This window comes from Pseudomonas sp. NFX5, assembly GCF_049132125.1.
Classification (GTDB): Bacteria; Pseudomonadota; Gammaproteobacteria; order Pseudomonadales; family Pseudomonadaceae; genus Aquipseudomonas; species Aquipseudomonas marginalis.
Window position 1 is genome coordinate 136,508 of record NZ_JAFMZG010000032.1, and the last position, 26,164, is coordinate 162,671.

Here is a 26,164-nt window from a genome sequence, read left to right on the forward strand (position 1 = left end):
AACGGACCCGCGCTGTTCGCCTAAGCTTTCTTCCTACAGCCTTTTCTAGAGATACCCCATGCTCAATAACGATCGCCTGCTGGTGCAAATCCTGCTGCTGGTGCTGTTTGGTGCCAGCTTCTGGGTGATGGCGCCGTTCTGGTCGGCGCTGTTCTGGGGGGCGGTGCTGGCGTTTGCCAGTTGGCCGCTGATGGTGCTGCTGACCCGCGCGCTGGGCGGCCGTGAGTCCCTGGCCGCCGGCATCCTGACCCTGGGCTGGATGTTGCTGGTGGCGGTGCCGCTGGTATGGCTGGGGTTCAATCTCGCGGACCATGTACGCGATGCCGTGGCGTTGATCAAGGATATTCAGGTCGATGGGCTGCCCGAGGCGCCAACCTGGTTGGGGGCGATTCCTTTTGTGGGGGAACGCCTGGTCGGTATGTGGAACAGCATCGACGAGCAGGGCGCGGCGCTGATGGTCAGCCTCAAGCCGTACCTGGGGCAGGTGGGTAACTGGCTGTTGGCGCGCAGTGCGCAGATCGGCGGCGGCATCCTCGAACTGACCCTGAGCCTGGTGTTCGTGTTCTTTTTTTATCGTGACGGGCCGCGTCTGGCGATGTTCGTGCATCGCTTGCTGGAGCGCCTGATCGGTGACCGTGCCGGCTACTACATCGAACTGGTGGCCGGTACGGTGCAGCGGGTAGTCAACGGTGTGATCGGCACTGCCGCCGCCCAGGCCCTGCTGGCACTGATCGGCTTCCTGATCGCCGGCGTGCCGGGTGCGTTGGTACTGGGGATCGTGACGTTCCTGCTCAGCCTGATCCCGATGGGCCCGCCGCTGGTATGGATCCCGGCCACGGCCTGGCTGGCGTGGAAAGGCGACTACACCTACGCGGTGTTCCTTGGCGTGTGGGGGACGTTCATCATCAGCGGCGTGGACAACGTGCTCAAGCCGTACCTGATCAGCCGTGGCGGCAACCTGCCGCTGGTGATCGTGTTGCTCGGGGTCTTCGGCGGCTTGATTGCCTTTGGCTTTATCGGCCTGTTTATCGGCCCGACCCTGCTGGCCGTGGCCTACAGTCTGCTGATGGATTGGAGCGCAACCCAGGCCCAGGTTCGGCGTGAAGACAAGCCCCTTTAAGCCCTGGGCAACCACATCACGGCGGTCAAGCCGCCGCCTGGGGTCTCTTCCAGGCTCAGGCGGCCGCCCAGGCGCTCCGCGGCTTCCTTGGAAATGGTCATGCCCAGGCCAACGCCGCCGGAATTGCGGTTACGCGAGCCTTCCAGCCGGTAGAACGGCTCGAACACCGCCTCACGCTTATCGACCGCGATCCCCGGCCCGTGGTCGATCACACGGATGACCAGCGCTTCGCGGCTGTCCTCCAGCTCCACGCGGGCTGTGCCGGCATAACGCAAGGCGTTGTCGATCAGGTTGTTGAGGCATGAGCGCAGGGCCATCGGTTGCACCTGCAAGGGCAGGCAGCTGCCCGCACATTGCACATCGGAGCCCTGGTCCTGGGCGTTTTCACTCATGGACTCCACCAGCGCCTGCACATCCAGCCAATGCCGGGTTTCACTGGTGCGCTGTTCGTGCAGGTAGCTCAGGGTGGCGTCGAGCATGCCGATCATGTCGTTCAGGTCCTGGCGCATCTGGCCCTGCAGCCGGGTGTCCTCGATCTGCTCCAGGCGCAGCTTGAGGCGTGACAGCGGGGTGCGCAGGTCATGGGAGACGGCGCCGAGCATGCGCGCGCGTTGGCTGACCTGCTCGCGAATGCGCCTTTGCATCAGGTTGAAGGTCGAGGCGGCCTGCCGTGCTTCCCTCGGGCCGGATTCATCGAGGGGTGGGCTGTCGAGGTCCAGGCTCAAGCGTTCCGCCGCTTCACTCAGGCGCTGTATCGGCCGGCTCAGCAGTTTGGCACCGTACCAGGCCGCGATAATCAACGAGACGAATTGAAAGGTCAGGGGCACCACCGGGCCGCCAAACCAGGGGCGTGGGTGCTTGTCGCGCATCGGCGCCAGGGTCCCGTCCGGCTGCTCGATAAATCGCTCAGGAGGGGGCGGCGGCGGTTGGCCGTAGTGGTGAAACCAGAAGAACGCCAGCCCATGGGCCAGCACAATCGCCACCAGCAACACGCCGAACAGCCGACCGAACAGCGTGTTGAAGGGCGCGCGCATCAGCCAATATCCCGGGCGTCGAACAGGTAGCCTTCGCCGCGCACGGTCTTGATCAACTGCGGTGCCTTGGGGTCATCCCCGAGTTTTTGCCGCAGGCGCGACACCAGCAAGTCGATACTGCGATCAAAGGCTTCAATGGAACGGCCGCGGGCGGCATCGAGCAGTTGCTCACGGCTCAGCACCCGGCGCGGGCGTTCGATAAACACCCACAACAGGCGGAATTCCGCGTTGGACAGCGGCACCACCAGGCCATCGTCGGCCACCAATTGACGCAACACGCTGTTGAGGCGCCAGTTGTCGAAGCGGATATTCGCGCGCTGTTCGGTGCGGTCATCGCGTACGCGGCGCAGGATGGTCTGGATCCGCGCTACCAGTTCACGGGGTTCGAAGGGCTTGGACATGTAGTCGTCGGCCCCCAGTTCCAGGCCGATGATGCGGTCGGTGGGCTCGCAGCGGGCCGTGAGCATCAGGATCGGGATATCCGACTCGGCGCGCAGCCAGCGGCACAGGGTCAGGCCGTCTTCCCCCGGCAGCATCAGGTCGAGTACCACCACATCATAGGTTTCGGCTTGCATGGCCAGGCGCATCGCGGCGCCGTCGGTCACGCCGGTGGCGAGGATATTGAAGCGTGCCAGGTAGTCGATCAGCAATTCGCGGATCGGCACATCGTCGTCGACGATCAGCGCACGGGTGTTCCAGCGCTTGTCGTCGGCGACCACCGCGCCTTTGGGCTCGTCATTCACGGGGACGGAAGGGGTATGCATAGTGCGATCATCTGCCTGGTTGTTGCGCTCAGCATAGGCGCCCAGCCCCATGGCTGGTAGTGCTGGTCGGTGGGTCGTGCGGGCGAGGCTAGCGGCAGGGCGTGTTGTGGGCATGTCATGAATGTATCAGCTTTGAAATAATCATCTGGAATGCCCGGCTGATGGTGGTTGGTCAGTATTTACCGATCATCGGATCCCGCAACGGCGCTGCTTGCGCTACAATCCGCGCCGATTTCGACTTGCCTGAGAGCCCATTCCAATGTCCGTCTGCCAGACTCCTATCATCGTCGCCCTGGATTACCCCACCCGTGACGCCGCACTGAAGCTGGCTGACCAGTTGGACCCCAGGCTTTGCCGGGTCAAGGTCGGCAAGGAACTGTTCACCAGCTGCGCCGCGGAAATCGTCGGCACCCTGCGTGACAAAGGCTTCGAGGTGTTCCTCGACCTGAAATTCCACGACATCCCCAACACCACCGCCATGGCGGTCAAGGCTGCGGCCGAGATGGGCGTGTGGATGGTCAACGTACACTGCTCCGGCGGCCTGCGCATGATGACCGCCTGCCGCGAAGTGCTGGAACAGCGCAACGGCCCCAAGCCGTTGCTGATCGGCGTGACCGTGCTGACCAGCATGGAGCGCGAGGACCTGGCTGGCATCGGCCTGGACATCGAGCCTCAGGAGCAGGTACTGCGCCTGGCCGCCCTGGCGCAGAAAGCCGGCCTTGATGGCCTGGTGTGCTCGGCGCTGGAAGCCCAGGCCTTGAAGACTGCCCATCCGTCGTTGCAACTGGTGACCCCGGGGATTCGTCCGGCGGGCAGTGCCCAGGACGACCAGCGCCGCATCCTGACCCCGCGCCAGGCACTGGACGCGGGTTCCGACTACCTGGTGATCGGCCGTCCGATCAGCCAGGCGGCGGATCCGGCCAAGGCGTTGGCGGCGGTAGTCGCCGAGATCGCCTGATCGATGCGCGTTCCCACGTTCGCGTGGGGACGCGCGGATCTGCCGTGTATCAGCTGACCTTGAGCACCAATTTGCCAAAGTTTTCGCCGTTGAACAGCTTCATCAGCGTCTCCGGGAACGTCTCCAACCCCTCGACGATATCCTCCTTGCTCTTGAGCTTGCCCTGGGCCATCCAGCCGGCCATTTCCTGCCCGGCGGCGGCAAAGTTCGCCGCGTGATCCATCACCACAAAGCCTTCCATCCGTGCGCGGTTGACCAGCAGTGAGAGGTAGTTGGCCGGGCCTTTCACCGCTTCCTTGTTGTTGTACTGGCTGATGGCCCCGCAAATCACCACGCGGGCTTTCAACGCCAGCCGGCTGAGCACCGCGTCAAGAATGTCGCCGCCGACGTTATCGAAATACACATCCACACCTTTAGGGCACTCGCGCTTGAGGGCGGCGGGCACGTCTTCGTTCTTGTAGTCGATGGCGGCGTCGAAGCCCAGTTCATCCACCAGGAACTTGCACTTGTCGGCACCGCCGGCAATGCCGACCACGCGGCAGCCTTTGAGCTTGGCGATCTGCCCGGCAATGCTGCCCACGGCACCGGCCGCGCCGGAGATCACCACGGTTTCACCGGCCTTGGGCGCGCCGGTGTCCAACAGCGCGAAGTAGGCGGTCATGCCGGTCATGCCCAGCGCAGACAGGTAACGGGGCAGGGGCGCCAGCTTGGGGTCGACCTTGTAGAAGCCGCGCGGCTCGCCCAGGAAGTAATCCTGCACGCCCAGGGCGCCATTCACGTAGTCGCCGACGGCGAATTTCGGGTTATTCGAGGCAATCACCTTGCCCACACCCAGCGCGCGCATGACCTCGCCGAGGCCTACGGGCGGAATGTAGGACTTGCCTTCATTCATCCAGCCACGCATGGCCGGGTCGAGGGACAGGTATTCGTTGCGCACCAGCACCTGCCCGTCCCCGGGGGTGCCCACCGGCACGACCTGGTAAGTGAAGGTTTCCCGCGTGGCCGCGCCGACCGGGCGTTTGGCGAGCAGGAATTGGCGGTTGGTCTGGGCGGTCATGGCAAGGACTCTTTAGAAGTGAAGCATGATTGATAGACCTTGGACGGCCTGGGGGCAAGGTCAGCCGAAGGTGCGAATGCTCATTGATAGGTGCCATTGATAGTGAGCCCGGTTGCCTTATCACCATGACTCATACGGCGCTAACCGGCCTTCTGATAGTGCTGACGTGTGCGTCTCGGCGTTGGCTAGACTCGTGCCACTGCCATTAATCCCAATAGGACATCCTCCATGAGCATGACGTTTTCCGGCCAGGTCGCCCTGGTGACTGGCGCCGCCGCCGGTATTGGTCGCGCCACTGCGCTGGCGTTCGCCGCCGAAGGCTTGAAGGTCGTGGTCGCCGACCTGGACGTAGCGGGCGGCGAGGGTACGGTCGCGCTGATCCACCAGGCCGGGGGCGAGGCGCTGTTCGTGCGCTGCAACGTCACCCAGGAGGCGGATGTGCAGCAGTTGATGGCACAGACCATCGGCGCCTATGGTCGCCTGGACTATGCGTTCAATAACGCCGGCATCGAGATCGAGAAGGGCAGGCTGGCGGACGGCAGCCTGGATGAGTTCGACGCGATCATGGGCGTCAACGTCAAGGGTGTGTGGTTGTGCATGAAGTACCAGTTGCCGCTGCTGCTGGCCCAGGGCGGCGGGGCGATCGTCAACACCGCGTCGGTGGCGGGGTTGGGCGCGGCGCCGAAGATGAGTATCTATGCAGCCTCCAAACATGCGGTGATCGGCCTGACCAAATCGGCGGCGATCGAGTACGCGAAGAAGAAAATCCGCGTCAATGCCGTCTGCCCGGCGGTGATCGATACCGATATGTTCCGGCGCGCCTATGAAGCCGACCCGCGCAAGGCCGAATTCGCCGCCGCCATGCACCCGGTCGGGCGTATCGGCAAGGTGGAGGAAATTGCCAGCGCAGTGCTGTACCTGTGCAGCGACGGAGCGGCGTTCACCACCGGCCACGCCTTGGCCGTGGACGGTGGCGCGACGGCTATCTAGGACCTGGCGCCGGCCCCTTGTTCGAAAACGTCTGGGGGCGCGTGGGGCTTTTCCAAAGCTGGCAAAACGCTGTGACCGAATATGTGTCAGTAGGTAAATAAGTCAATAAAATCAATAATTTAATAAATTTATGCGGCCGGCAACCTGCTGCTTCTGTGCTTAACTCTCCGGGTTGATAACAGACAGTTGAAGTGAGTGGCTCATGGATTTAGGGATCGATCGACAGGCCCTTGTACCGGTAGTGCAGCAAATCGTCAGTGCCGTGGTGCAATGGATTCGCAAGGACGGCGTGAGTCCCGGAACACGCTTGCCATCCGTCCGCCAGTTGGCCCTGGACAACCTGCTCAGCCAATCCAGTGTGATCGAAGCATTCGAACGGATGGTCGCCCAAGGGGTGCTGGCGCCCCGGCAGGGCTCGGGATTTGTGGTGGCCCAGCCGGCTGCCTGCCACGAAGGCAACTGGTATGAGGGGGCGGAGCGCGAGTGGGGCGCCTTTGCCGACAATCCGTTGGGCGAGTTGAAACTGGGCTGCGGCTGGTTGCCCGATGCCTGGCGCGAAAGCGATGACATCAGTTACGCGATTCGCGAAGTCACCCGCACCGACACGGCCGGCCTGTTCAACTACAGCACCCCTCTGGGTCTGCCTGCGCTGCGCGAGCAACTGCTCAAGCGCCTGACCCAGATTCACATCGCCACCAGCCTGGAGCGCATCCTGACCACCGCAGGTGCCAGCCATGCCCAGGACCTGCTGATACGTACGCTGCTCAAGGCCGGCGACAGCGTGGTGGTCGAAACCCCCGGGTATGCCAATCTCTACCGGCAGCTGGCGTTCCAGGGCGTGAAACTGCTGGAAGTACCGCGTACCCGAGGCGGCCCCGACCTCCCGGCACTTGAAGCGCTGCTGCAGCACCATCATCCCAAGTGCCTGTTCATCCACAGCCTCTATCACAATCCCACGGGCACCAGCCTGTGCCGGCTGGTGGCCGAGCGCTTGCTGGAACTGGCACACCGCAAGAACTTCCTGATCATCGAGGAAGATGTCTACGGCGACCTGCAACAGGCCAGTTGCACGCGGCTTTCGGCATTGCCCCATGATGATCGGGTGATCTACGTCGCGAGTTTTTCCAAGACCCTGAGCAGCGCCTTGCGTGTGGGCTACCTCTGCGCCAGCAGTGCAATCATCGCGCAACTGGCCAGCCTTAAGACTTTGACCGGTTTCGGCACCTCCCGGTTTGCTGAAGCGGTGGTCGCGACGTTGCTGGCCAATGGCACGTATCGCAAGTGGGTGCAGCGCCTGCGCAAGCGGTTGAGCAGTGAAATGGCCGTGACCCTGCAAGTGCTGGAGGACGAAGAGTGGGAGGTGTTCGCCGTACCCACCGGCGGTATGTTCCTGTGGGCACGCCCGGGGACGGCGCAGCCTTCGCGGTTGCAGGCGTGCGCCCGGCAGTTGGGGGTGTTGTTGTCGCCTGGGGCGTTGTTCAGTCCCACCGGCGGGCACAGTGAGTGGCTACGCCTTAATGTCGCCTATGCTACTGATCAACGTGCCTTGGCGTTGTTCCGTGCGATGGGGCCCGCCAGATCGACCTCGACCATTCTGAAAACGACGAGCGTGTAGCTTTTTGCCATTATTGTGGCGCCAGTGCCTTGTGCTCAGTGCCTTTTGGTTGCGAATCTCGTTGCTTGTCCATCGGACTTGATGGCGTCCGCCATTGCAAGAGGATTCAAGTGCAATGATTTCAGGCGTGCAACGACGTTTCGCCAACCTGGGTATGGCGAAAAAACTGGGCTTAGGCTTCACCCTGGTGCTGCTGCTGACGGCGTTGGTCGCGGCTATCGGCGTGTGGTCCCTGCAAACCGTTGGCCAGCGTTTTGAAGGCCTCAAGGCCATGTCGTCGCTTAACAGCGGCTTGCTCAAGGTGCGCCTGATCGAGCAGGACTACGCGCTGCACGCCGACCCCAAGGCCGTCGACGCCTTGCATGAAAGTCTTGATGCCCTGGCGGCCCAGGCGGCCGGCCTCAAGGCCCAGTCTGCGGCGAATGTGCCGGTGATGACCGAGGTCGAGCAGGCTCTGGCAGCCTACCGGAAGGCGTTCGATGAGTTTGTCGAGCTGACGCAGACCAAGGACCTGGCGCTGGAAATGGCCAGTTGGTCGGTGTCCAGCGTGGCGAATAACCTGGATGTATTGCAGGCCGGGCTGGCGGACGACGGCGCCTATGGCCTCAAGGAAAGCCAAGGTAAGGAGGGCGCCGAGTTTATCGAGCAGGCAGGCCAGATCAGTCAGGTTTCCCGCTTGATGTTGCAGGCCATGAACGAAGCCCATGTGCGCCTGGACCAGAGCCGCAAGGCGGATGCAGACGACGCCGAGCAAGGCAAGATCGAGCAGGCCGACCAGGCCCTGGCCCAGGTCGAGCAACTGAAAACGTCGGTCAAGGACCCTGGTTATCAGACGGTGCTCAACGAAGTTTCCGGGCATATCGCCGCCTTCAGCGAAAAGCTGGGGGAATACACCGGCCTGCTGGCTCAGGAAAAAGTCGTCTACAAACAACTGCATGATCGAGCTGACCAGGTCGTCAGCCGGGTCAACCAGGCCTATGACGCTGAAGACCTGTCGATGCAGGCGCAACTGAAGAAAAGCGCGATGTTGATCATTGGCTCGTCGGCCCTGGCCTTGCTGGTGGGGTTGATTGCGGCCTGGGTGATTACCCGCTTGATCGTCGCGCCGCTGCGCAGTGTGATCGCGGTAGCCCGACAGATTGCCGCCGGGGATCTGAGCGGGCGCATGGAGGTCAGTCGTCGTGATGAAATCGGCCAGTTGATGCAGGCGATGCAGCAGATGAGCAGCGGCCTAAGCCAGATGGTCAGCGGCCTGCAGGCCGGTATCGAACAATTGGCCAGCTCGGCGCAGTCGCTGTCCAGCGTGACCGAGCAGACCAACGTCGAGGTGAGCAGCCAAAAGGAGGAAACCGAGCAGGTTGCCACTGCGATGAACCAGATGACCGCCACTGTGCACGATGTGGCGCGCAACGCCGAAGAGGCCGCGCAAGCCGCGCAGACGGCGGACGAGAAGGTCGACAGTGGCCAACAGGTGGTGCGCCAGAGTTTGCAGCGCATCGAGCTGCTGGCCACTTCCAGTACCCGCGCAAGCACCAGCATCGAGAGCCTCAGTGCCGAAATCCAGCATATCGGCACCGTGCTGGGCGTGATCAAAAGCGTTGCCGAACAGACCAACCTGCTGGCCTTGAACGCCGCCATCGAAGCTGCCCGCGCCGGTGAACAGGGCCGAGGTTTTGCGGTCGTGGCCGATGAAGTCCGGGCACTGGCCAAGCGCACCCAGCAATCGACCGAAGAAATCGAGCGGCTCGTCAGTACCTTGCGCAGCGCGGCGCAATCATCGGTGCAGCAGATCCAGCAAAGTGGCGAACTGGTCAAGCTGGCGGTCAGCGATGCGCTGGAAACCGAAAGTGCCCTGGGCAGCATTGCGGTAGCGGTGTCGTTGATCCAGCAGATGAATCAGCAGATTGCCGCTGCGGCTGAGGAGCAGAGCTCGGTGGCCGAAGAGATCAACCGCAGTGTCACCAGTATTCGTGCGAGTGCCGATCAATCGGCGTTGAGCATGCAGGGCAATGCGGCGTCGAGCATCCAACTGGCGCAGTTGGGGGCGGAGCTCAAGGGGATGGTGGGGCACTTCCGCCTTTGATCGCCGCCCCGAGGCGGCGATCAAAAGGGAGGGCGATCAGGCGTGGTTGGCGAGGAAGGTCAGCAGCGCTTCGTTGACGAAATCCGGGTTCTCCCGGCTGGAGATATGCCCGGCGTCTGGAATCAGGATCAGGGCACAGCCAATCAGCTCGGCCATTTCCTCGGATTCGGCGGGTGGCCGAGGCTTGTCCTGTTCGCCACACATCACCAAGGTGGTATCGGCGTCCAGCTGCGGTAGTTGTTCCAACACATCTTCGCGGCTGAAGATCAATCGACCCAGGGGGACGATGCTGTGCAGCAGGCGTTCCCGGGGAAAGTCCTGCAGTGACTTGCGAAAATCCTGGTAGAGCGCCGATTCGCGGTCGATGTCGGGGCGAAAGAAGATCGGCGCGATCACATCCAGCAACGGCTCAGGAATGGCGCCGGCGTCTTCAATCATCTTGAACAACGAGAAGTAATACTGGCGCGTGGCCTCTGGCTCGGCACCGAGGTAGGTGTCCATCAGCACCAGGCTGTTGATCCGCTCGGGGGCCTGCAACGCCAGGCGTGCGCCCCACATGCCGCCCACCGACAGGCCTGCCAGGTTGATCTGTGCGATCTCCAAATGGTCAAGCAGGGCCAGGGCCTGGCGCGCAAGGTCGTCGAGGGTGTGGGTGGGGGTGGGGAGTTGGCCCGATTCGCCGTGGCCCCACAGTTCGGGCACGATGACCCGGTACTGTTGCGACAGGGCTTCGATCTGCGGGGCCCACATGTCGCGGTCCCACAGGTAGCTTGAACCGAGCAGGACGACAGGGCCGGTGCCCTGGTCGACGTAATGCAGCGGTTGTCCATCAATGACGGCGATAGGCATAGCGGGCCTCTGACTTCACGGAGTGAGGGGCACTTTTTTACGCTAGTCGGGGGCGGGGCGATAGATGCAAATTGATGGCATGTTGGGGCGAGCGGGCAGCCCGCTCACCCCAGGGGAGTGGGCAGATCAGTCGTAGATGACTTTCTTTTTCCACTCGGCATCGGCGTCGACTTCTTTCATGCCTTCGGTCAATTCGTTGACTTCCTCCGCCGCCTGTTTGCTGTTAGCCAGGACGGTCGAGTTGGCGCGGGCCAGTTGACCTTCCAGCAATTGCAGCTGTGCACTGTAGAGCACCGGTTCAGGCTGCTTGCGCAGGTACTGCACGCCACGTTCGAAGGCCAGGCGCGCCTGGCCAGGCTGGCCCTGCTGCAAGGCGTGCTGGCCGAGGTTGTTGAAGAACTCGATGTGCAACAGCACCAGGATATGGCGGATTTCCTTGATCCAGTGCTTGGCTTCGTTGGTCGGCAGGAACCCGTCCTGGGCGGCGCGGGTGACCTGGCCATGCAGGGCTTCCAGCAGGAAGCGCACGTCCTTGGCCTTGGCTTCGGTCTGGATCGGCGCCGGCGGGTTGTTCACCGGGATGGACTCGCCCTGGGCCACCAGCGTGTTCAGCTCGGTGATACGGGCCTTGAGCGGTGCACTGGTCTTGTTGAGGTTCAACAGGCGCTGATTGACGTTGAGCTCCAGGCGGGCCAGTAAGAGCTTGAGCGCCGGGGTCATCAGTTGGCCAGGGAAGGTCTCGGTGATCTCACCGCAACGGCGCAGGCGATCATTAAGCTCGATCTCGGTGCGCTTCTTTTCCAGCTTGTTGTTTTCCACCACGTGGTTCATGTAGCCAATGGCGATCAGTATTACGATCCCGGCTATTACCAGCAGGGTGATCATGAGTGGTGTCACCGGTGTGACCTCTTTGATAGGGTTTACAGTGGAGTGTAGTGACTGGGCTTGTCGACGGATAGGACTGATCGACCAGTTACCCAGGTAGTTCTTCTATATAAGTAGCCGCTCCCTGCGTAGATGCACATTGCCATCACTTGCTGGAACGAACTATAGCGCCTTGTCGGACGCCAGAATATAGGCGTCAAGGCCTGGACGGGCAGAATGCCCTGCGCGGGTCGGTAAACACGGGCGAAGTCATTGATTTAAATAAATTTATCCTTGGGGGTTGACGACCTTTCAATCCATCCATAGAATGCGCGCCACTTACAGCGTAAAGCACACAGCGAAACGCGGTAGGGAGTGAATGTTGTACGTGTGTCCCCTTCGTCTAGTGGCCTAGGACACCGCCCTTTCACGGCGGTAACAGGGGTTCGAGTCCCCTAGGGGACGCCATATGCGGGAATAGCTCAGTTGGTAGAGCACGACCTTGCCAAGGTCGGGGTCGCGAGTTCGAGTCTCGTTTCCCGCTCCAATTTACAAGCAGTGTGGCTTTCGGGCGGCACTGAGTGAAACCAGGACCAAGTCTTCGGACGAGGCCTCTGGGCACTGAAATACACACCATGTGTTTCAGTAGCGTGTCCCCTTCGTCTAGTGGCCTAGGACACCGCCCTTTCACGGCGGTAACAGGGGTTCGAGTCCCCTAGGGGACGCCATTTGCGGGAATAGCTCAGTTGGTAGAGCACGACCTTGCCAAGGTCGGGGTCGCGAGTTCGAGTCTCGTTTCCCGCTCCATATTCAACAAAAACGCCGATCAGTGATGATCGGCGTTTTTGTTTGTGCGTTATTTGTTCATCTGCCTGAACCTGTCATCTTCCTGGCTCAGATCCTGGCGTGTTCGAGATATAGTCTGGCGTTTGAGTTCAAGGAGCACGCGTGATGGCAGAAACTTCTCAATCGTCCGGTGAAACCAAGGTCGCCCCATTGGGTATCAGCGCCTTGGAAAAAGCATGGGATTTCCATTGGGCAATGCGCTTTGTCAGCGTTGTGCTGTTTCTTGATATCGCTTTGCTAATCCATACCCGGACGCCCTTGGTGGAATGGACGACCAGCAGCGACGCATTGCTTGCTGACTTGGGATTCCTGGCGGTCACCGCTGCCTCTTTTGCGCTGGTGGTGTCTTTCGTTCTGCCGCTGTTGACGGAAATCGTTCGTGGGATCGGCACAAGGTTGCGAATGGCCTTTCCAAAGCTCTTGGGTGATGCCTATACACCTCCTTCAAGGGGGAGCGGTTATGTGTGGGCCAACGACCTTCTGGACCTGGCACTGAAGGAAAACAGTGATTTCCTGCTTAGCTGGTATCAGCGGCATGTGCAGTTGCGAGAACAGCACCGGTTGATGATGAACAAAGTAGCGCACTTGGTGTTTGGTTGTTTGGTGCTGTCCGTCGTGGATTGGGCGGTGCCATATTTTGGATTCGGCACTGGTTCGCTGATTTTCTCGGCCATGCATGTACTGGGTGATACGGGGCTGTTTCTGGCCAGCATGGTCGTGGTAGCGGGCGGGGTAATGTTGGCGTCGGCATGGTTTGCCATCGAGTCTTCCCTGTATATCTACTACCCACCCCTGGACATGTTGCAGCGGGAGCAGGAGCGCAAGCGATACCTTGGCGCATGAAGAACCTGAATAAAAATGCCGATCATCACTGATCGGCGTTTTTTTGCGCACACTTCAATCGCTGTCAGAGCTTCGGCAACTGTCCGATACGCCCCATCATTTCGGTGACGATCTGCAGATCCAGCAAGAACTGGTCGACCGTCTTGAACTCATTGTCGGTGTGCCCGGTGTATTTCACTTCCGGCCGCGCCAGGCCGAATTGCACGCCATTGGGCAGTTCATGCACGGACGTCGCGCCGGCTGAGGTGCCGAATTTGTGCTCCATGCCCAGGTTTTCGCTGGCCACGGCCAACAAGGCCTTCACCCACTCACCTTCCGGGTTGCGGTACATCGGTTCGGCGACCGAGTAAGTGAAGTCCACATTGACTTTGGTTTGCTTGTCCCAGGCGCTCAACTTGTCCGAAATCTCGGCTTTCAGTTTATCCGGCGATTTGCCCTTTGGTACACGCAGGTTCACCGCCAGCTTGAAGGCTTTGTCATCCAGGCCGACAAAGGTCAGCGAGGTGGTCAGCGGCCCCATGAAATCATCGGAGAAACCCACGCCCAATTTGCCGCCCAGATAATCCAGGCCCCAGTTGTCCGAGGCATAACGGGCCGCGTCGGTGATGTGGTTGTGCTTGAGGGCGATCTTGCCGTCGATGCTGTGGATCAGCTCCAGCATGCGCGACACCGGGTTGATGCCGGATTCGGGCTCGGAGGAGTGCGCGGAAACCCCGGTCACTGTCAGCTTCACCTCTTTGCCAACCACCTTGGCTGTCACTTCGAAATCACCGCCGTTGCGTTTGGCATACTCCGTACCGGCTTTTTGCAGGCTGGCGGCCAGTTCGGCCGGCGTGTCGCTGATCAACGTGGCAACCGAGGCCGAGGGAATCTGGTTGGTGGCCATGCCGCCGGTCATCGCGATGATTTCCGCGCCTTTGCCTTCCCCTTTGCGGCGCGGGAAGGTGGCCATGACAGTGCCATAACCTTTCTCGGCAATCACTACCGGGTAGCCGCCATCCAGCGCCAGGTTGTACTGTGGCGTCGGGTTGCGTTCGAAGTAATAGGGGATCGCGTCGCCGGAAGTTTCTTCGGTGGTGTCCACCAGCAGCTTGAAGTTTCGTGCCAGCGGCAACTTTTCTTCCTTGATCACCTTCATGGCGTACATCGCCACCACGATGCCGTTTTTGTCATCCTCGGTGCCACGCCCATACATGCGGTCGCCGATCAGCGTGACCTTGAACGGGTCGAGCCTGGTGCCGTCTTTCAAGACCCAGTTCTCCGGCGTCACCGGCACCACGTCGGCGTGGGCGTGGATACCCACCACTTCGTCGCCGCTGCCTGCCAGGGAAATCTCGTACACGCGGTTGTCGATGTTACGGAAGTTCAGGTTGAAGGTCTTGGCCAGGGCCTGGATCTTGTCGGCAATCCGGATGAATTCCGGATTTTTATACTGCGGCACGCCGTCCACGTTGAAGGTCGGGATTTCCACCAGTTCGCGCAGGGTATCTAAGGCGGCCTTGCCGTATTTCACTCGGGTGTAAATACCCAGCAGGCGGTGGATCTCGTTCTGCTGGTCGGCACTCAGGGTTTTGTTATCGAGGAAGGCACCGATCGCCGGGCCTACGTCGTCGGCCTTGCCCAGGTCGCCTTTGGCCAGGGTGCCGAGGAAACCACGGAAATCCGTGACCGACGTTTCGCTGAAGCTCTTCAGGATCGCCGTGCTTTGCTCTGGGGTGATGTTGGCAAAGGCAGGCGTGGTCATCACCGAAAGGCCGGTCGCGAACAGGGTGGCAGCCGCCAATTGCTTGAGTCGAAAGTGCATGGTCAGGGGCATTCCTTTGCAAAGGGAAATAGGGGATTCCTGATCAACGTGTCAGAAATATTTCGACACACTACCACTGCCAAGGTGTGCCCGGGAGGCCACTGGTAGGCTTATCTAAAAACTCGATATCACCCTCGACCCCGTGCTTTAGTCCAGGCTGTAACGCACCGACAACGCGCCCTTTTTCTCCGAAAGCGCCAGGATCGTTACCTGACCCAACTCGCCCAGCGTTTGCACATGGGTACCGCCGCAAGCGTAGGTGGGCAGATCACCGAAGCCCACTTCGCGGGTGCCGTCGTCCAGGGCCATATGGCGCGGATAGTCGGCGGCGATCCATTGGTTGATCTGCTGTTGAATGATCTCGGCGTCCATGGCTTGCGCGGTTTCGCCACGGATAAAAGTGATCTTGCCTTCACCTGGCCAGTGGTGCGCCTTGATCGGCAGCCAGCCCAGGGTTTCGCCGGCGTTGCCGATCAAATGCCCGGCGGAGTGCAGGCGGGTGTGCAGGGTTCGGCGCGGTTCGTCCACCCGCGCGGTGATGGGGCCCGGTTCCACCGGTTGGTTGACATAGTGCACCACGCGATCGGTTTCCTGGGTCACTCGCAGCACCTGGCTGTCGCCCAGCCAGCCGGTATCGAACGGCTGGCCACCGCCTTGGGGATGAAAAATCGTCGATTGCAAAACGACCGCAAACTGGCCCTCGCAGGGGGTGCAACTGAGTACTTCAAGCTCGGCGGTCAGGTGGTCATGGGTGAAAAACAGGCGCTCGGTCATTTTCTACATCCGCATCAGGGTTCTGCGGGGAGTATAAATAGTGCGTAGATAGGTGATAATCCACTCAATTATCAATGGACCTGTGCGTCATGAGCATCAATCTTCCTTTGCCGCTGCTGGGCGAAATGGCGATTTTCGTCAAGGTAGTGGAGACCGGCAGCTTCTCCGAAGCGGCGCGGCAGTTGAGCGTTTCGCCGTCGGCAGTGAGCCGTAGCATCTCGCGCCTGGAGAAGGCCCTGGCAACCCGCTTGTTGCAACGCACCACGCGCAAATTGCGCCTGAGTGAAGCCGGTGAGGAGGTCTTCAAACGCTGCCAGGAGATGGTCAGCGCGGCGCGCTCAGTGATGGAAATCAGCGGCCAGTTCGCCCACGAGGCCGAGGGCCTGGTGCGGGTCAGTGTGCCGAAGGCGGTCGGGCGGTTTGTGGTGCACCCGCATATGCCGGAGTTCCTGCGGCGTTATCCCAAGGTGGATGTGCAACTGATCCTTGAAGACCGGCATGTAGACCTGATCGACGACAATGTCGACCTGAGCATTCGCATCACCGACAGTCCGCCACCGGGGCTGGTCGGGCGACAGCTATTGCCCATCGAGCACTTGCTGTGCGCGACACCGCAGTACCTGGCCGAGCATGGCACGCCGAGTCATCCCCATGATTTGCTGGAGCACAGTTGTATCTACCTGGGGGAAACACCGGGTGACTCGCGCTGGAAATTCCGCCAGGGCGGCAAGGCGGTGACGGTTGGCGTGCGTGGACGTTATGCGGCGAACCACACCGGCGTTCGGCTGGATGCGGTGTTGCAGCACGTGGGAATTGGCAGCTTGCCCTATTTCACCGCGCGTCATGCGTTGGAGGAGGGGCGTTTGGTACAGGTGCTGCCCGGGTGGGACTTTATTGCGTCCTACCATGGCGAGGCGTGGTTGTTGCATTCGCCCACGCGTTACCTGCCGCCGAAGCTGCGGGTGTTTATCGATTATCTGGTGGAGTGCATGGCGAGGGAGCCGACATTGCGCCGGCGATAGGCGCGGTCGAAAATGTGGGAGGAGGGCTTGCTCCCTCCCGCATTCAGTTGTGCAGTGTCTTGAACAATCAGTGTTTGCTTTGGTCCTGCGGCATGGCCAGCAGTTGCTTTTCCTGGTTCCAGTCGAACGGTTCGTCGTTTTGTTCGGCTTCAAAGCGACGCTCTTCCAGGGCCTGGTACAGGTCCAGTTCTTCGTCGGGCATGAAGTGCAGGCAATCGCCGCCGAAGAACCACAGCAGGTCGCGCGGGACCAGGTGGGCGATCTGCGGGTAGCGCAGGATGACCTGGCTCATCAGGTCCTGGCCCAGGTACTGGCTTTCGATCGGGTCGATCGGCAGCAGGGCGCGCAGTTCGTCGAAGCGCTCCAGGAACAGGGTGTGGCTTTCCTCGGGCACCTGTTCGGCTTCGCCGACGGCAACCAGGATGCTGCGCAGGTGGTCGAGCAAGACGAGATGATCGGCAACGACGTTGGACACGAGATAAGTCCTCTAAAGCAAAAACGGGCGCGAGAGTATATGCCTCTCGCGCCCGTTTTTATATGACCGCCGGACTCAGCGGACTTTACCTTCAGCGTGTACCAGCTCTTCCTTGCTGAAATCATCCACGTCGATCACCTTGCGCCGTGCCGCTTCGGCGTCACGCAAGGTTTGCGCTTCCGCCGGTTGCAGCACACCGGCATGCAGCGCGGCGTCGATGGCATGCTCGCCGGCAGTCGGTTTGACCTGGCCGCTTTTGAGCGCGGCATGCAGTTTTTTCTGCAGCGGGTGGCTGGCACCCAGCAGGTCGTAGGCGTTTTGCAGCGCGCCCACCGGATCGTCTGCCGATTGCGGGCGGTAGCAGCCGGCCAGCAATTCTTCCAGGGTCGGGTCGCCTTTGGCGCGGCCAATCACCGCGGCCACTTCCGCATCCAGCGCATCGGACGGGCCGGTATGGCGTCGCCCGAACGGGAACACAATCACCCGCAGCAGGCAGCCCAGCACTTTATTCGGGAAGTTGGTCAACAGTTCATCCAGCGCACGCTCGGACTCGCCGAGGCTTTCTTCCATGGCCCAGGCGAACAGCGGTTCCAGGTGATCCGGCGAATCCAGGTCGTGGTAACGCTTGAGTGCCGCCGATGCCAGGTACATGTGGCTCAGTACGTCGCCGAGGCGTGCCGACAGGCGTTCGCGGCGTTTCAACTCGCCACCCAGCAGCATCATGCTCAGGTCTGCCAGCAGCGCGAACGCGGCAGCCTGGCGGTTCAATGCGCGGAAATAACCCTGGCTCAAACGGTTGCCCGGGGCTTTCTCGAAGTGCCCCACGCCGAGGTTCAGCACCAGGGTGCTGGCGGCATTGCTCACGGCAAAGCCAATGTGTTGCATCAACAGCCCGTCGAACTCCTTCAGCGCCTGATCGTGGTCCTCACGACCGGCCAGCGCCATTTCCTTGAGCACGAACGGATGGCAGCGGATGGCACCCTGGCCGAAGATCATCAGGTTGCGCGAGAGGATGTTCGCGCCTTCCACGGTGATGAAGATCGGCGCGCCCTGCCAGCTGCGGCCCAGGTAGTTGTTCGGGCCCATGATGATGCCCTTGCCGCCGTGTACGTCCATGGCGTGGCTGATGCACTCGCGGCCGCGTTCCGTCAGGTGGTACTTGAGGATCGCTGACAGCACCGAGGGTTTTTCCCCTAGGTCCACGGCATTGGCGGTGAGCATGCGTGCGCTGTCCATCAGCCAGGCGTTGCCGCCGATGCGCGCCAGGGCTTCCTGGATACCTTCGAAGGCTGACAGCGGTACGTTGAACTGCTCGCGCACCTGGGCGTACTGGCCGGTGACCAGGCTGGTGAACTTGGCAGCACCGGTGCCCACGGCGGGCAGGGAGATCGAACGGCCGACAGACAGGCAGTTCATCAGCATCATCCAGCCTTTGCCGAGCATTTCCTGGCCGCCGATGAGGTATTCCAGGGGGATGAACACATCCTTGCCGGAGTTGGGGCCGTTCATGAACGCGGCGCCGAGGGGCAGGTGGCGACGGCCGATTTCCACGCCGGGGGTGTCGGTAGGGATCAGCGCCAGGCTGATACCCAGGTCTTCTTCTTCACCCAGCAGGTGGTCCGGGTCATGGGCCTTGAAGGCCAGGCCCAGCAGGGTCGCGACCGGGCCAAGGGTGATGTAGCGTTTTTCCCAGTTCAGGCGCAGGCCGAGGGTTTCCTTGCCTTCCCATTCGCCTTTGCAGATCACCCCCGTGTCAGGCATGGCGCCGGCATCGGAACCGGCCAGCGGGCCGGTGAGGGCGAAGCAGGGGATGTCATCGCCACGCGCCAGGCGCGGCAGGTAGTGGTTGCGTTGTTCGTCGGTGCCGTAATGCAACAGCAATTCGGCCGGGCCGAGGGAGTTGGGCACCATCACGGTGGAGGCGAGGTCGCCGCTGCGGGTGGCGAGTTTCATCGCGACCTGGGAGTGGGCATAAGCGGAGAAGCCCTTGCCGCCATATTCCTTGGGAATGATCAGGGCGAAGAAACCGTGGGTCTTGATGTGCTCCCACGCGGCCGGCGGCAGGTCCATGGCCTGGCCGATTTCCCAGTCGCTGACCATGGCGCAGAGTTCTTCGGTGGGGCCGTCGATAAAGGCCTGTTCTTCCTCGGTCAGTTGCACCTTGGGGTAGGCCAGCAATTTGTCCCAGTCGGGACGACCGCTGAACAGTTCGCCGTCCCACCACACGGTGCCGGCGTCGATGGCGTCGCGCTCGGTCTCGGACATCGGCGGCAAGACTTTCTGGAACCAGCTGAACAGCGGCTTGGTGAAGTATTGGCGGCGCAGGTCCGGCAGCAGCAAGGGCGCGGCCACCACAGCGATCAATACCCAGAAAATCAGCAGCAGCCAACCCGGTGCATGGCTCCAGGCGCCCATCGCCAGCAGGTAAACGGCGATCACGCCCAGGGCGGGCAGGGGGGCGACGCGGCGATGTGCCAGGTAGGCAATGCCGACCACCAGAACCAGTATCCACAACAACAGCATATTCAATCCTCCGTGAAACCAGGGGCGAAACCACCAGGGAGCTTAGTCGGCATCCGAACAAGCGGGGTGATCAGGGTGTTACAAGTTGTACTGGGAACACCTGGCATCAGGCGCCGACATTTGGCCGAATCGTCGTTATCTCCGTGGCGGACCTGTCGTTAAACTCCAGGCTTCCTTCGGAGATCAAACTCATGGATACGTACCTGAGCCCCAGCCGCTTCATCGATAGTGACCACCCTGCGGTGGTGGAGTTCGCCGAAAAACACCGCGGCTCCAGCGCGAATTTACGTGACCAGGCGGTCAGTCTCTATTACGCCGTGCGTGAGGCGATTCGCTACAACCCCTACACCTTCAGCCGCGACCCCGGCAGCCTCAGCGCCAGCTTTGCCCTGGCCGCCGGCGAAAGCTATTGCGTGCCCAAGGCCACCTTGCTCGCCGCCTGCGCTCGCCACTGCGGCATCCCTGCGCGCATCGGTCTTGCGGATGTGCGCAATCATCTGTCGACACCGCGCCTGATCGCGTTGCTCAAAAGCGATGTGTTCGCGATGCACGGCTACACCGAGCTTTACCTGGATGGCCGCTGGGTTAAGGCGACGCCGGCGTTCAACCGCCAACTCTGTGAGGTGTTCGACGTGCCACCACTGGACTTCGACGGGATCAACGACAGCGTGTTCCATGCATTCAACCGCCAGGGGCAGCGCTCGATGGAGTACGTGGTGGACCATGGGCAGTTTCCCGATGTGCCCGAGGATTTCTTCTTCGCCCATCTGGAGAAATGTTACCCGCACCTGTTTGCCGAACAGATGCCGGCCTTGTTGGGCGACATGCAGAGCGATTTGAGCCGCGGGTGAACCGGCGTATGCTGCTGCGTTCATCCAGCCATGTTCATCAACAAAAAGGCGCGGTCATGCTGAAAATCTGGGGTCGTAAAAATTCATCAAACGTCAGGAAAGCACTGTGGTGCGCCGAGGAACTCGGCCTGGACTATGAGGCAATTGATGCGGGCGGGGCTTTTGGCGTGGTGGACACGCCGCAATACCGGGCATTGAACCCGAATGGCCGGGTGCCGATGATCGAGGATGGCGACTTTGTGCTGTGGGAGTCCAACACCATCGTGCGCTACCTCTGCGCCAAACACGCGTCGGGGTTATACCCGAGCGACCTGCAGGCGCGTGCCAGCGCCGAGAAATGGATGGACTGGACCACCTCGACCCTCGCCGAGCCGTTCAAGGCCGTGTTCTGGGGCGTTGTGCGCACCCCGGCGGAGAAGCAGGACTGGGGCAGCATCAACGCCGGGCGTCAGGCCTGTATCGATGCACTGAGTACCGTTGACGATGCATTGGCCGAGCAGCCTTACCTGTCGGGCGAGACCTTCGGCATGGGTGATATTCCCCTCGGCTGCTTTATCTACGCCTGGTTCGAGATGCCCATCGAGCGCCCTGCGATGCCCCATCTGGAGGCCTGGTACCAGCGCCTGCAACAGCGCCCGGCCTACCGCAAGGCGGTCATGACCGCGTTGACTTAATACTGACTATTAATACAGGTGACTGTACTTGTGCGGCGCGGGCAAGCACCATGCCTGTCATGCGCCGCCGTTGAACTACGTGCGCTGCGCCCTCATCTACTCTTTCTATTCCCTTCTTTGGTGCGTATTCCGATATGAGTTCCGCTCTGTCCATCCGGCAGCTAACCAAAACCTACGGCAACGGTTTCCAGGCCCTGAGTGGTATCGATCTGGACGTTGCTGAAGGTGACTTCTTCGCCTTGCTCGGCCCCAACGGCGCCGGCAAATCCACCACCATCGGTATCCTCTCCACTCTGGTCAACAAGACCAGCGGCACGGTGAATATCTTCGGCCACGACCTGGACAAATCCCCGGCGGCGCTCAAGCGTTCCATCGGCGTGGTGCCCCAGGAATTCAACTTCAACCAGTTTGAAAAGACTTTCGACATTGTCGTGACCCAGGCTGGTTACTACGGCATCCCGGCGAAAGTTGCCAAGGAGCGCGCCGAGCAATACCTGACCCAGTTGGGCCTGTGGGACAAGCGCGACGTGCCGTCCCGGTCGCTGTCCGGCGGCATGAAGCGTCGCCTGATGATTGCCCGTGCGCTGGTGCATGAACCGCGCCTGTTGATCCTCGATGAGCCCACCGCCGGCGTGGATATCGAACTGCGTCGCTCGATGTGGACCTTCCTCACCGAGCTGAACGAGAAGGGCATCACCATCATCCTCACCACCCATTACCTGGAAGAGGCTGAGCAGCTGTGCCGCAACATCGGCATCATCGACCACGGCACCATCGTCGAGAACACCAGCATGCGTAACCTGCTGGGCCAACTGCATGTGGAAACCTTCCTGCTCGACCTGAAGAACAACCTGTCGGCACCGCCGCAATTGCTCGGTTACCCCAGCCGCCTGGTGGACAGCCATACCCTGGAAGTCCAGGTGGATAAAGCCATGGGCATCACCGCGTTGTTCACCCAGTTGGCGGCGCAGAACATCGACGTGCTGAGCCTGCGTAATAAAACCAATCGCCTTGAGGAGTTGTTCGTGTCCTTGGTGGAGAAAAATCTGACGAAGGTGGCGGTATGAGTTCTGAGCTGCAGCCCAACCTTGTCGCACTGCAGACCATCGTCTACCGCGAAGTGAAGCGCTTTACCCGGATCTGGCCGCAGACCCTGCTGCCGCCGGCGATCACCATGGTGTTGTACTTTGTGATCTTCGGTAACCTGATCGGTCGGCAGATCGGCGACATGGGTGGTTTCACCTATATGGAGTACATCGTGCCGGGCCTGATCATGATGTCGGTGATCACCAACTCCTATGGCAACGTGGTCTCCAGTTTCTTCGGCAGCAAGTTCCAGCGCTCCATCGAAGAGCTGATGGTCTCGCCGGTGTCGCCGCATACCATTTTGATCGGCTACACCTTGGGTGGCGTACTGCGCGGCTTGATGGTGGGCGTGATCGTGACGCTGCTGTCACTGTTCTTCACCCACCTGCAGGTGCATCACCTCGGCGTCACCATTCTGGTGGTGGTGCTGACGGCGACGATCTTCTCGCTGCTGGGGTTTATCAACGCCGTGTTCGCACGCAACTTCGATGATATTTCGATCATCCCGACCTTCGTGCTGACGCCCCTGACCTACTTGGGCGGGGTGTTCTACTCCATCACCTTGCTGCCGCCGTTCTGGCAGACCGTGTCGCTGGCCAACCCGGTGCTGCATATGGTCAACGCCTTCCGCTACGGCATCCTGGGCGTGTCGGATATCAAGATCAGCGTGGCGATCACCTTCATGCTGGTGGCGACTGTGGTGTTGTATATCGGTTGCGCGAAGCTGCTGGTGAGCGGGCGCGGGATGCGGACCTGATAAAGCGCGGTCAAAAAATGTGGGAGGGGGCTTGCCCCCTCCCACATTTGGTTTTGTTTCAGGTCTTCAGGCCTGCAGAGCCAGCTCGATCAGCGCGTGCAGTTCTTCAACCGTCAGCGGCGCGCTTGAGAACAGAATACGAAACACCGTCGGTGCTGCCAGCAGATTGATCAAGTGGTCCACGCTTGGTGGCGACTGGTGCGGATAACGGTCGACAATCGCCTGAAGCTGCCCACTCAAGATGCTCACGCAGTAGCCCGGCGTCCCCCTGCATTGCAGGTCGCGCATCATGTTGCGGCCCGGCTCCGAACTCATCTCATCCAGGTATTGCTCGGCCCATGCCCGCAAGTCGCCACGCAGGCTGCCGGTGTTGGCGGGCTCGCTGTCGGGGCGCATACGCGCCAGGGCCACATCCGCGAGCAGCACCGAGAGGTCGCCCCAGCGCCGGTAGATAGTCGAGGGCGTTACGCCTGCGCGCGCGGCAATCATCGGCACCGTGACACTGGAGCGCTCATGGGTTTCGAGCAATTCACGCACGGCCGAGTGGACCGATTCCTGTACCCGGGCACTGCGGCCCCCCGGGCGGAGGCCTTCTTTTATCGCCATGTTGCGACCTTAACACAAAGAATTTGCTTTAAGCGCCGGCGGGTAGCACACTCCGCAAAAGCAAAATATTAGCTTTAGCGGAGCGTGCCCATGTCCAGCCTCACTTCTCATCGTTCCAGCCTGGTGTTCCTCGCGGTCACGTTGCTGACGTTTCTCGCCGCTTCCAGTGCGCCGACACCGTTGTACCACCTGTATCAGGAGGGCCTGCATTTTTCGGCGGGCACGCTCACGCTGATCTTTGGCGTGTACGCCTTGAGCCTGTTGGCGGCGCTGTTGACCGTGGGCTCGCTGTCGGACCACCTGGGACGCAGGCCCGTGATTTTTACGGCATTGGTCCTGAATATGTTGGCGATGCTGCTGTTTATCAATGAAGACAGTGTGGCCTGGCTGATCGCAGCGCGTACCGTACAGGGGTTTGCCACCGGCATGGCCACGGCGGTGCTGGGCGCGGCCTTGCTCGACACCGACCGCCAGCAGGGCCCGCTGGTCAACAGCGTGGCACCTCTGCTGGGCATGGCGTGCGGTGCGATGGGCAGCAGTGTGCTGGCGGAGTTCGCGCCACTGCCGACGCAGTTGATCTACTGGACGCTGCTGGCGCTGATGCTGATGCAGGCGCTGTATGTGTGGCGCCTGCCGGAAACCGTTGATCGTATTCCCGGTGCACTGGCCTCGCTGCGCCCCACGCTGCATGTGCCGCCCCAGGCGCGTCGCGCGTTGTGGCTGTCATTGCCGGTGGACGTGGCGGTGTGGGCGATGGGGGGCTTTTACCTGTCCCTGGCGCCGTCGCTGGTACGGGCGGCGACAGGCTCTACATCGAACCTTATCGGTGGCGGCCTGGTGGCGGTGCTGACGTTGAGCGGGGCGCTGATGATCTTCACCCTGCGCAATCGCCCGGCCAGCAAGGTGCTGCGCCTGGGCGCGACGCTGCTGGCGGTGGGGGTGGCGCTGATCCTTACGGCGGTGCACAGCGCCAGCCTGCCGCTGTTTTTTATCGCCACATTGATCGCCGGCAGCGGCTTTGGCGCCGGCTTTCTCGGCGCATTGCGCAGTGTGGTGCCGCTGGCTTTGCCCCATGAACGGGCAGGCTTGATGTCGGCATTCTATGTGCTGAGTTATTTGGCGTTCTGCTTGCCTTCGCTGCTGGCGGGCAACCTGATTCGCCGCTTTGGCCTGATCGTCACCACCGACGGTTACGGCGCCGTACTGATCCTGCTGGCCCTCGGGGCGTTGGTCGCCTTGCTGCTGCAGGATTCGGCAAAATCCAAGGCGGCCTGCATATCTGTAAAGTAGATAACAGTTAGAGATATTACCCGTTATATAGATATTCGATCAGGTTCTACCATGGCCTCAACCTCATGCGAGGAAGAGGATTGCCATCATGAACTGCTCGACGACCATCAGCTACAAACCCTTCAGTCACCTGACCCGGCCTCGGGAAGTGATTCGCCAATTCACCCCCAACTGGTTCGCCGCGACCATGGGCACCGGGGTGCTGGCGCTGGCCCTGGCGCAATGGCCGGTCAACCTGCCAGGTGTGCAGGCCATTGCCGAAGCACTGTGGTGGTTCACCATTGGCCTGTTCATTCTGTTCAGTGCCTTGTATACCGCGCGCTGGGTGATGTTTTTCCACGAGGCGCGGCGGATTTTCGGGCACTCCACGGTCTCGATGTTCTTCGGCACCATCCCCATGGGCCTGGCGACCATTCTCAATGGCTTGCTGCTGTTTGGCCTGCCGCGTTGGGGCGCCGATGTGATCCCGCTGGCCGAAGCCCTGTGGTGGCTGGATGTGGCGATGGCCCTGGCCTGCGGTGTGCTGATTCCCTTCATGATGTTCACCCGCCAGGAACACAGCATCGACCAGATGACTGCGGTCTGGCTGCTGCCGGTGGTGGCGGCCGAAGTCGCCGCAGCCAGCGGCGGCTTGCTCGCGCCGCACCTGGCGGACGCTCATTCGCAACTGGTGATGCTGGTGACCAGCTACGTGTTGTGGGCGTTTTCCCTGCCGGTGGCGTTCAGCATCCTGACCATCCTGATGTTGCGCATGGCCCTGCACAAACTGCCCCACGCCAACATGGCGGCGTCGAGCTGGCTGGCGTTGGGCCCGATCGGTACCGGTGCCCTGGGCATGTTGTTGCTGGGCGGCGATGCTCCGGCGATCTTTGCCGCCAATGGCCTGCCCGGCGTGGGTGAAATAGCCAATGGGCTTGGCCTGGTCGCAGGCATCACCCTGTGGGGCTTCGGCTTGTGGTGGATGCTGATCGCGGTATTGATCACCCTGCGTTACCTGCGCGGCGGTATCCCGTTCAACCTGGGTTGGTGGGGCTTCACCTTCCCGTTGGGGGTGTACGCCCTGGCCACGCTGAAGCTGGCGAACCTGCTGCACCTGGGCTTCTTCAGCGCCTTCGGCAGCCTGCTGGTGGCGGCGTTGGCGCTGATGTGGCTGATCGTGGCCAAGCGCACTGTGCAGGGCGCCTACAAAGGCGAGCTTTTTGTTTCGCCGTGCATTGCAGGACTAGGGAATAAGTAAGCGGAGTTAGGTAAAGTCGTGGCCTGATAACTATTAGGCCAC

23 protein-coding genes, 4 tRNA genes and 1 pseudogene are annotated in these 26,164 nt (G+C 61.3%); 18 read left to right on the forward strand and 10 right to left on the reverse strand.

Annotated features, from left to right (window positions below; translation table 11 throughout):
* Positions 1–58: 58 nt before the first annotated feature.
* Positions 59–1,120, forward strand: coding sequence for an AI-2E family transporter (locus J1N02_RS23200; RefSeq protein WP_368962621.1), 1,062 nt, complete (start codon positions 59–61; stop codon positions 1,118–1,120).
* Here the strand turns inward: J1N02_RS23200 and J1N02_RS23205 are convergent.
* Together J1N02_RS23205 and J1N02_RS23210 are read right to left on the reverse strand one after the other, a co-directional pair.
* Complete coding sequence (locus J1N02_RS23205) at positions 1,117–2,154, reverse strand: sensor histidine kinase (RefSeq protein WP_027607082.1); 1,038 nt, start codon at positions 2,152–2,154, stop codon at positions 1,117–1,119. The two genes, J1N02_RS23200 and J1N02_RS23205, sit on opposite strands and share 4 nt — an antisense overlap.
* Positions 2,154–2,969, reverse strand: coding sequence for a response regulator (locus tag J1N02_RS23210; protein ID WP_083236427.1), 816 nt, complete (start codon positions 2,967–2,969; stop codon positions 2,154–2,156). Before J1N02_RS23210 ends, J1N02_RS23205 begins: the two co-directional genes overlap by 1 nt.
* 208 nt (positions 2,970–3,177) lie before the next feature.
* On the opposite strand from J1N02_RS23210, the gene pyrF reads away from it, so the two are divergent.
* Positions 3,178–3,876, forward strand: a complete 699-nt coding sequence (gene pyrF, locus J1N02_RS23215; protein ID WP_027607084.1) for an orotidine-5'-phosphate decarboxylase — start codon at positions 3,178–3,180, stop codon at positions 3,874–3,876.
* Between the two features lie 49 nt (positions 3,877–3,925).
* On the opposite strand, the gene J1N02_RS23220 is transcribed toward pyrF, so the two are convergent.
* Positions 3,926–4,933 carry an NADP-dependent oxidoreductase gene (locus J1N02_RS23220; protein ID WP_027607085.1) on the reverse strand — a complete coding sequence of 336 codons (1,008 nt, stop codon included), beginning with the start codon at positions 4,931–4,933 and terminating at the stop codon, positions 3,926–3,928.
* Positions 4,934–5,161: 228 nt separating this feature from the next.
* Here J1N02_RS23220 and J1N02_RS23225 point away from each other — a divergent pair, with 228 nt between their 5' ends.
* The 4 genes and pseudogenes from J1N02_RS23225 (at position 5,162) to J1N02_RS23240 (ending at position 9,621) form a co-directional block, all read left to right on the forward strand.
* Positions 5,162–5,923 carry an SDR family oxidoreductase gene (locus tag J1N02_RS23225; RefSeq protein WP_065924512.1) on the forward strand — a complete coding sequence of 254 codons (762 nt, stop codon included), beginning with the start codon at positions 5,162–5,164 and terminating at the stop codon, positions 5,921–5,923.
* 202 nt (positions 5,924–6,125) lie between these two features.
* On the forward strand, positions 6,126–7,538 hold the full coding sequence (locus J1N02_RS23230; RefSeq protein WP_027607087.1) for a PLP-dependent aminotransferase family protein: 1,413 nt from the start codon (positions 6,126–6,128) through the stop codon (positions 7,536–7,538).
* Between the two features lie 1,024 nt (positions 7,539–8,562).
* Positions 8,563–8,715: pseudogene (locus J1N02_RS23235) on the forward strand (HAMP domain-containing protein); the annotation flags it as partial.
* Positions 8,716–8,916: 201 nt separating this feature from the next.
* Positions 8,917–9,621 carry a methyl-accepting chemotaxis protein gene (locus J1N02_RS23240; protein ID WP_371263386.1) on the forward strand — a complete coding sequence of 235 codons (705 nt, stop codon included), beginning with the start codon at positions 8,917–8,919 and terminating at the stop codon, positions 9,619–9,621.
* A 36-nt stretch (positions 9,622–9,657) separates the two neighbouring features.
* On the opposite strand, the gene J1N02_RS23245 is transcribed toward J1N02_RS23240, so the two are convergent.
* Both J1N02_RS23245 and J1N02_RS23250 read right to left on the reverse strand, forming a co-directional pair.
* Positions 9,658–10,470: an alpha/beta fold hydrolase gene (locus tag J1N02_RS23245; protein WP_027607089.1), complete on the reverse strand. Its 813-nt coding sequence runs from the start codon at positions 10,468–10,470 to the stop codon at positions 9,658–9,660.
* Between the two features lie 126 nt (positions 10,471–10,596).
* Positions 10,597–11,367 carry a hypothetical protein gene (locus J1N02_RS23250; RefSeq protein WP_027607090.1) on the reverse strand — a complete coding sequence of 257 codons (771 nt, stop codon included), beginning with the start codon at positions 11,365–11,367 and terminating at the stop codon, positions 10,597–10,599.
* Positions 11,368–11,726: 359 nt separating this feature from the next.
* On the opposite strand from J1N02_RS23250, the gene J1N02_RS23255 reads away from it, so the two are divergent.
* The 5 genes from J1N02_RS23255 (at position 11,727) to J1N02_RS23275 (ending at position 13,023) form a co-directional block, all read left to right on the forward strand.
* Positions 11,727–11,802 (forward strand) — tRNA-Glu (locus tag J1N02_RS23255).
* A 3-nt stretch (positions 11,803–11,805) separates the two neighbouring features.
* Positions 11,806–11,881, forward strand: a tRNA-Gly gene (locus tag J1N02_RS23260).
* A 105-nt stretch (positions 11,882–11,986) separates the two neighbouring features.
* Positions 11,987–12,062: transfer RNA gene (locus J1N02_RS23265), tRNA-Glu, on the forward strand.
* Positions 12,063–12,065: 3 nt separating this feature from the next.
* Positions 12,066–12,141 (forward strand) — tRNA-Gly (locus J1N02_RS23270).
* Positions 12,142–12,285: 144 nt separating this feature from the next.
* Positions 12,286–13,023, forward strand: a complete 738-nt coding sequence (locus J1N02_RS23275; protein ID WP_027607091.1) for a hypothetical protein — start codon at positions 12,286–12,288, stop codon at positions 13,021–13,023.
* Between the two features lie 64 nt (positions 13,024–13,087).
* Here the strand turns inward: J1N02_RS23275 and J1N02_RS23280 are convergent, their stop codons facing one another.
* Together J1N02_RS23280 and J1N02_RS23285 are read right to left on the reverse strand one after the other, a co-directional pair.
* A complete protein-coding gene (locus J1N02_RS23280; RefSeq protein WP_027607092.1) occupies positions 13,088–14,827 on the reverse strand; it encodes a dipeptidase in 1,740 nt (579 codons plus the stop codon).
* Positions 14,828–14,974: 147 nt separating this feature from the next.
* Entirely contained in the window at positions 14,975–15,601 is a 627-nt protein-coding gene (locus J1N02_RS23285) for a hypothetical protein (RefSeq protein ID WP_098480063.1), read from the reverse strand.
* A gap of 89 nt (positions 15,602–15,690) precedes the next feature.
* Here J1N02_RS23285 and J1N02_RS23290 point away from each other — a divergent pair, with 89 nt between their 5' ends.
* Positions 15,691–16,623, forward strand: coding sequence for a LysR family transcriptional regulator (locus J1N02_RS23290; RefSeq protein ID WP_092358551.1), 933 nt, complete (start codon positions 15,691–15,693; stop codon positions 16,621–16,623).
* Positions 16,624–16,690: 67 nt separating this feature from the next.
* Here J1N02_RS23290 and J1N02_RS23295 read toward each other — a convergent pair whose 3' ends face one another.
* Positions 16,691–17,098 (reverse strand): PA2817 family protein, encoded by a 408-nt coding sequence (locus J1N02_RS23295; RefSeq protein ID WP_010567536.1) that lies wholly within the window; start codon positions 17,096–17,098, stop codon positions 16,691–16,693.
* 75 nt (positions 17,099–17,173) lie between these two features.
* Positions 17,174–19,621: an acyl-CoA dehydrogenase gene (locus J1N02_RS23300; RefSeq protein ID WP_421147785.1), complete on the reverse strand. Its 2,448-nt coding sequence runs from the start codon at positions 19,619–19,621 to the stop codon at positions 17,174–17,176.
* Between the two features lie 191 nt (positions 19,622–19,812).
* Between J1N02_RS23300 and J1N02_RS23305 the strand changes: the two genes are divergently transcribed.
* The 4 genes from J1N02_RS23305 (at position 19,813) to J1N02_RS23320 (ending at position 22,989) form a co-directional block, all read left to right on the forward strand.
* A complete protein-coding gene (locus J1N02_RS23305; protein ID WP_027607096.1) occupies positions 19,813–20,472 on the forward strand; it encodes a transglutaminase-like domain-containing protein in 660 nt (219 codons plus the stop codon).
* 56 nt (positions 20,473–20,528) lie between these two features.
* Positions 20,529–21,146: a glutathione S-transferase family protein gene (locus J1N02_RS23310; RefSeq protein WP_027607097.1), complete on the forward strand. Its 618-nt coding sequence runs from the start codon at positions 20,529–20,531 to the stop codon at positions 21,144–21,146.
* A 134-nt stretch (positions 21,147–21,280) separates the two neighbouring features.
* Positions 21,281–22,213, forward strand: coding sequence for an ABC transporter ATP-binding protein (locus J1N02_RS23315; RefSeq protein ID WP_027607098.1), 933 nt, complete (start codon positions 21,281–21,283; stop codon positions 22,211–22,213).
* A complete protein-coding gene (locus J1N02_RS23320; RefSeq protein ID WP_012723134.1) occupies positions 22,210–22,989 on the forward strand; it encodes an ABC transporter permease in 780 nt (259 codons plus the stop codon). Before J1N02_RS23315 ends, J1N02_RS23320 begins: the two co-directional genes overlap by 4 nt.
* Before the next feature lie 66 nt (positions 22,990–23,055).
* Here J1N02_RS23320 and J1N02_RS23325 read toward each other — a convergent pair whose 3' ends face one another.
* Positions 23,056–23,595, reverse strand: coding sequence for a TetR/AcrR family transcriptional regulator (locus J1N02_RS23325; RefSeq protein WP_027607099.1), 540 nt, complete (start codon positions 23,593–23,595; stop codon positions 23,056–23,058).
* Positions 23,596–23,685: 90 nt separating this feature from the next.
* Here J1N02_RS23325 and J1N02_RS23330 point away from each other — a divergent pair, with 90 nt between their 5' ends.
* Positions 23,686–24,885, forward strand: a complete 1,200-nt coding sequence (locus J1N02_RS23330; protein ID WP_098480066.1) for an MFS transporter — start codon at positions 23,686–23,688, stop codon at positions 24,883–24,885.
* Positions 24,886–24,973: 88 nt separating this feature from the next.
* Positions 24,974–26,122 carry a TDT family transporter gene (locus tag J1N02_RS23335; RefSeq protein WP_027607101.1) on the forward strand — a complete coding sequence of 383 codons (1,149 nt, stop codon included), beginning with the start codon at positions 24,974–24,976 and terminating at the stop codon, positions 26,120–26,122.
* Positions 26,123–26,164 lie beyond the last annotated feature (42 nt).

What these genes read in the sequence shown, in the direction of transcription:
- J1N02_RS23315 (WP_027607098.1), top strand. Translation starts at nt 21,281, where the DNA reads ATGAGTTCCGCTCTGTCCATCCGGCAGCTAACCAAAACCTACGGCAAC.
- J1N02_RS23300 (WP_421147785.1), bottom strand. Translation starts at nt 19,621, where the DNA reads ATGCTGTTGTTGTGGATACTGGTTCTGGTGGTCGGCATTGCCTACCTG.
- J1N02_RS23285 (WP_098480063.1), bottom strand. Translation starts at nt 15,601, where the DNA reads ATGACCGAGCGCCTGTTTTTCACCCATGACCACCTGACCGCCGAGCTT.
- J1N02_RS23230 (WP_027607087.1), top strand. Translation starts at nt 6,126, where the DNA reads ATGGATTTAGGGATCGATCGACAGGCCCTTGTACCGGTAGTGCAGCAA.
- J1N02_RS23220 (WP_027607085.1), bottom strand. Translation starts at nt 4,933, where the DNA reads ATGACCGCCCAGACCAACCGCCAATTCCTGCTCGCCAAACGCCCGGTC.
- J1N02_RS23225 (WP_065924512.1), top strand. Translation starts at nt 5,162, where the DNA reads ATGAGCATGACGTTTTCCGGCCAGGTCGCCCTGGTGACTGGCGCCGCC.
- J1N02_RS23325 (WP_027607099.1), bottom strand. Translation starts at nt 23,595, where the DNA reads ATGGCGATAAAAGAAGGCCTCCGCCCGGGGGGCCGCAGTGCCCGGGTA.
- pyrF (WP_027607084.1), top strand. Translation starts at nt 3,178, where the DNA reads ATGTCCGTCTGCCAGACTCCTATCATCGTCGCCCTGGATTACCCCACC.
- J1N02_RS23240 (WP_371263386.1), top strand. Translation starts at nt 8,917, where the DNA reads ATGACCGCCACTGTGCACGATGTGGCGCGCAACGCCGAAGAGGCCGCG.
- J1N02_RS23200 (WP_368962621.1), top strand. Translation starts at nt 59, where the DNA reads ATGCTCAATAACGATCGCCTGCTGGTGCAAATCCTGCTGCTGGTGCTG.
- J1N02_RS23245 (WP_027607089.1), bottom strand. Translation starts at nt 10,470, where the DNA reads ATGCCTATCGCCGTCATTGATGGACAACCGCTGCATTACGTCGACCAG.
- J1N02_RS23305 (WP_027607096.1), top strand. Translation starts at nt 19,813, where the DNA reads ATGGATACGTACCTGAGCCCCAGCCGCTTCATCGATAGTGACCACCCT.
- J1N02_RS23335 (WP_027607101.1), top strand. Translation starts at nt 24,974, where the DNA reads ATGAACTGCTCGACGACCATCAGCTACAAACCCTTCAGTCACCTGACC.
- J1N02_RS23310 (WP_027607097.1), top strand. Translation starts at nt 20,529, where the DNA reads ATGCTGAAAATCTGGGGTCGTAAAAATTCATCAAACGTCAGGAAAGCA.
- J1N02_RS23210 (WP_083236427.1), bottom strand. Translation starts at nt 2,969, where the DNA reads ATGGGGCTGGGCGCCTATGCTGAGCGCAACAACCAGGCAGATGATCGC.
- J1N02_RS23290 (WP_092358551.1), top strand. Translation starts at nt 15,691, where the DNA reads ATGAGCATCAATCTTCCTTTGCCGCTGCTGGGCGAAATGGCGATTTTC.
- J1N02_RS23205 (WP_027607082.1), bottom strand. Translation starts at nt 2,154, where the DNA reads ATGCGCGCGCCCTTCAACACGCTGTTCGGTCGGCTGTTCGGCGTGTTG.
- J1N02_RS23330 (WP_098480066.1), top strand. Translation starts at nt 23,686, where the DNA reads ATGTCCAGCCTCACTTCTCATCGTTCCAGCCTGGTGTTCCTCGCGGTC.
- J1N02_RS23275 (WP_027607091.1), top strand. Translation starts at nt 12,286, where the DNA reads ATGGCAGAAACTTCTCAATCGTCCGGTGAAACCAAGGTCGCCCCATTG.
- J1N02_RS23280 (WP_027607092.1), bottom strand. Translation starts at nt 14,827, where the DNA reads ATGCACTTTCGACTCAAGCAATTGGCGGCTGCCACCCTGTTCGCGACC.
- J1N02_RS23320 (WP_012723134.1), top strand. Translation starts at nt 22,210, where the DNA reads ATGAGTTCTGAGCTGCAGCCCAACCTTGTCGCACTGCAGACCATCGTC.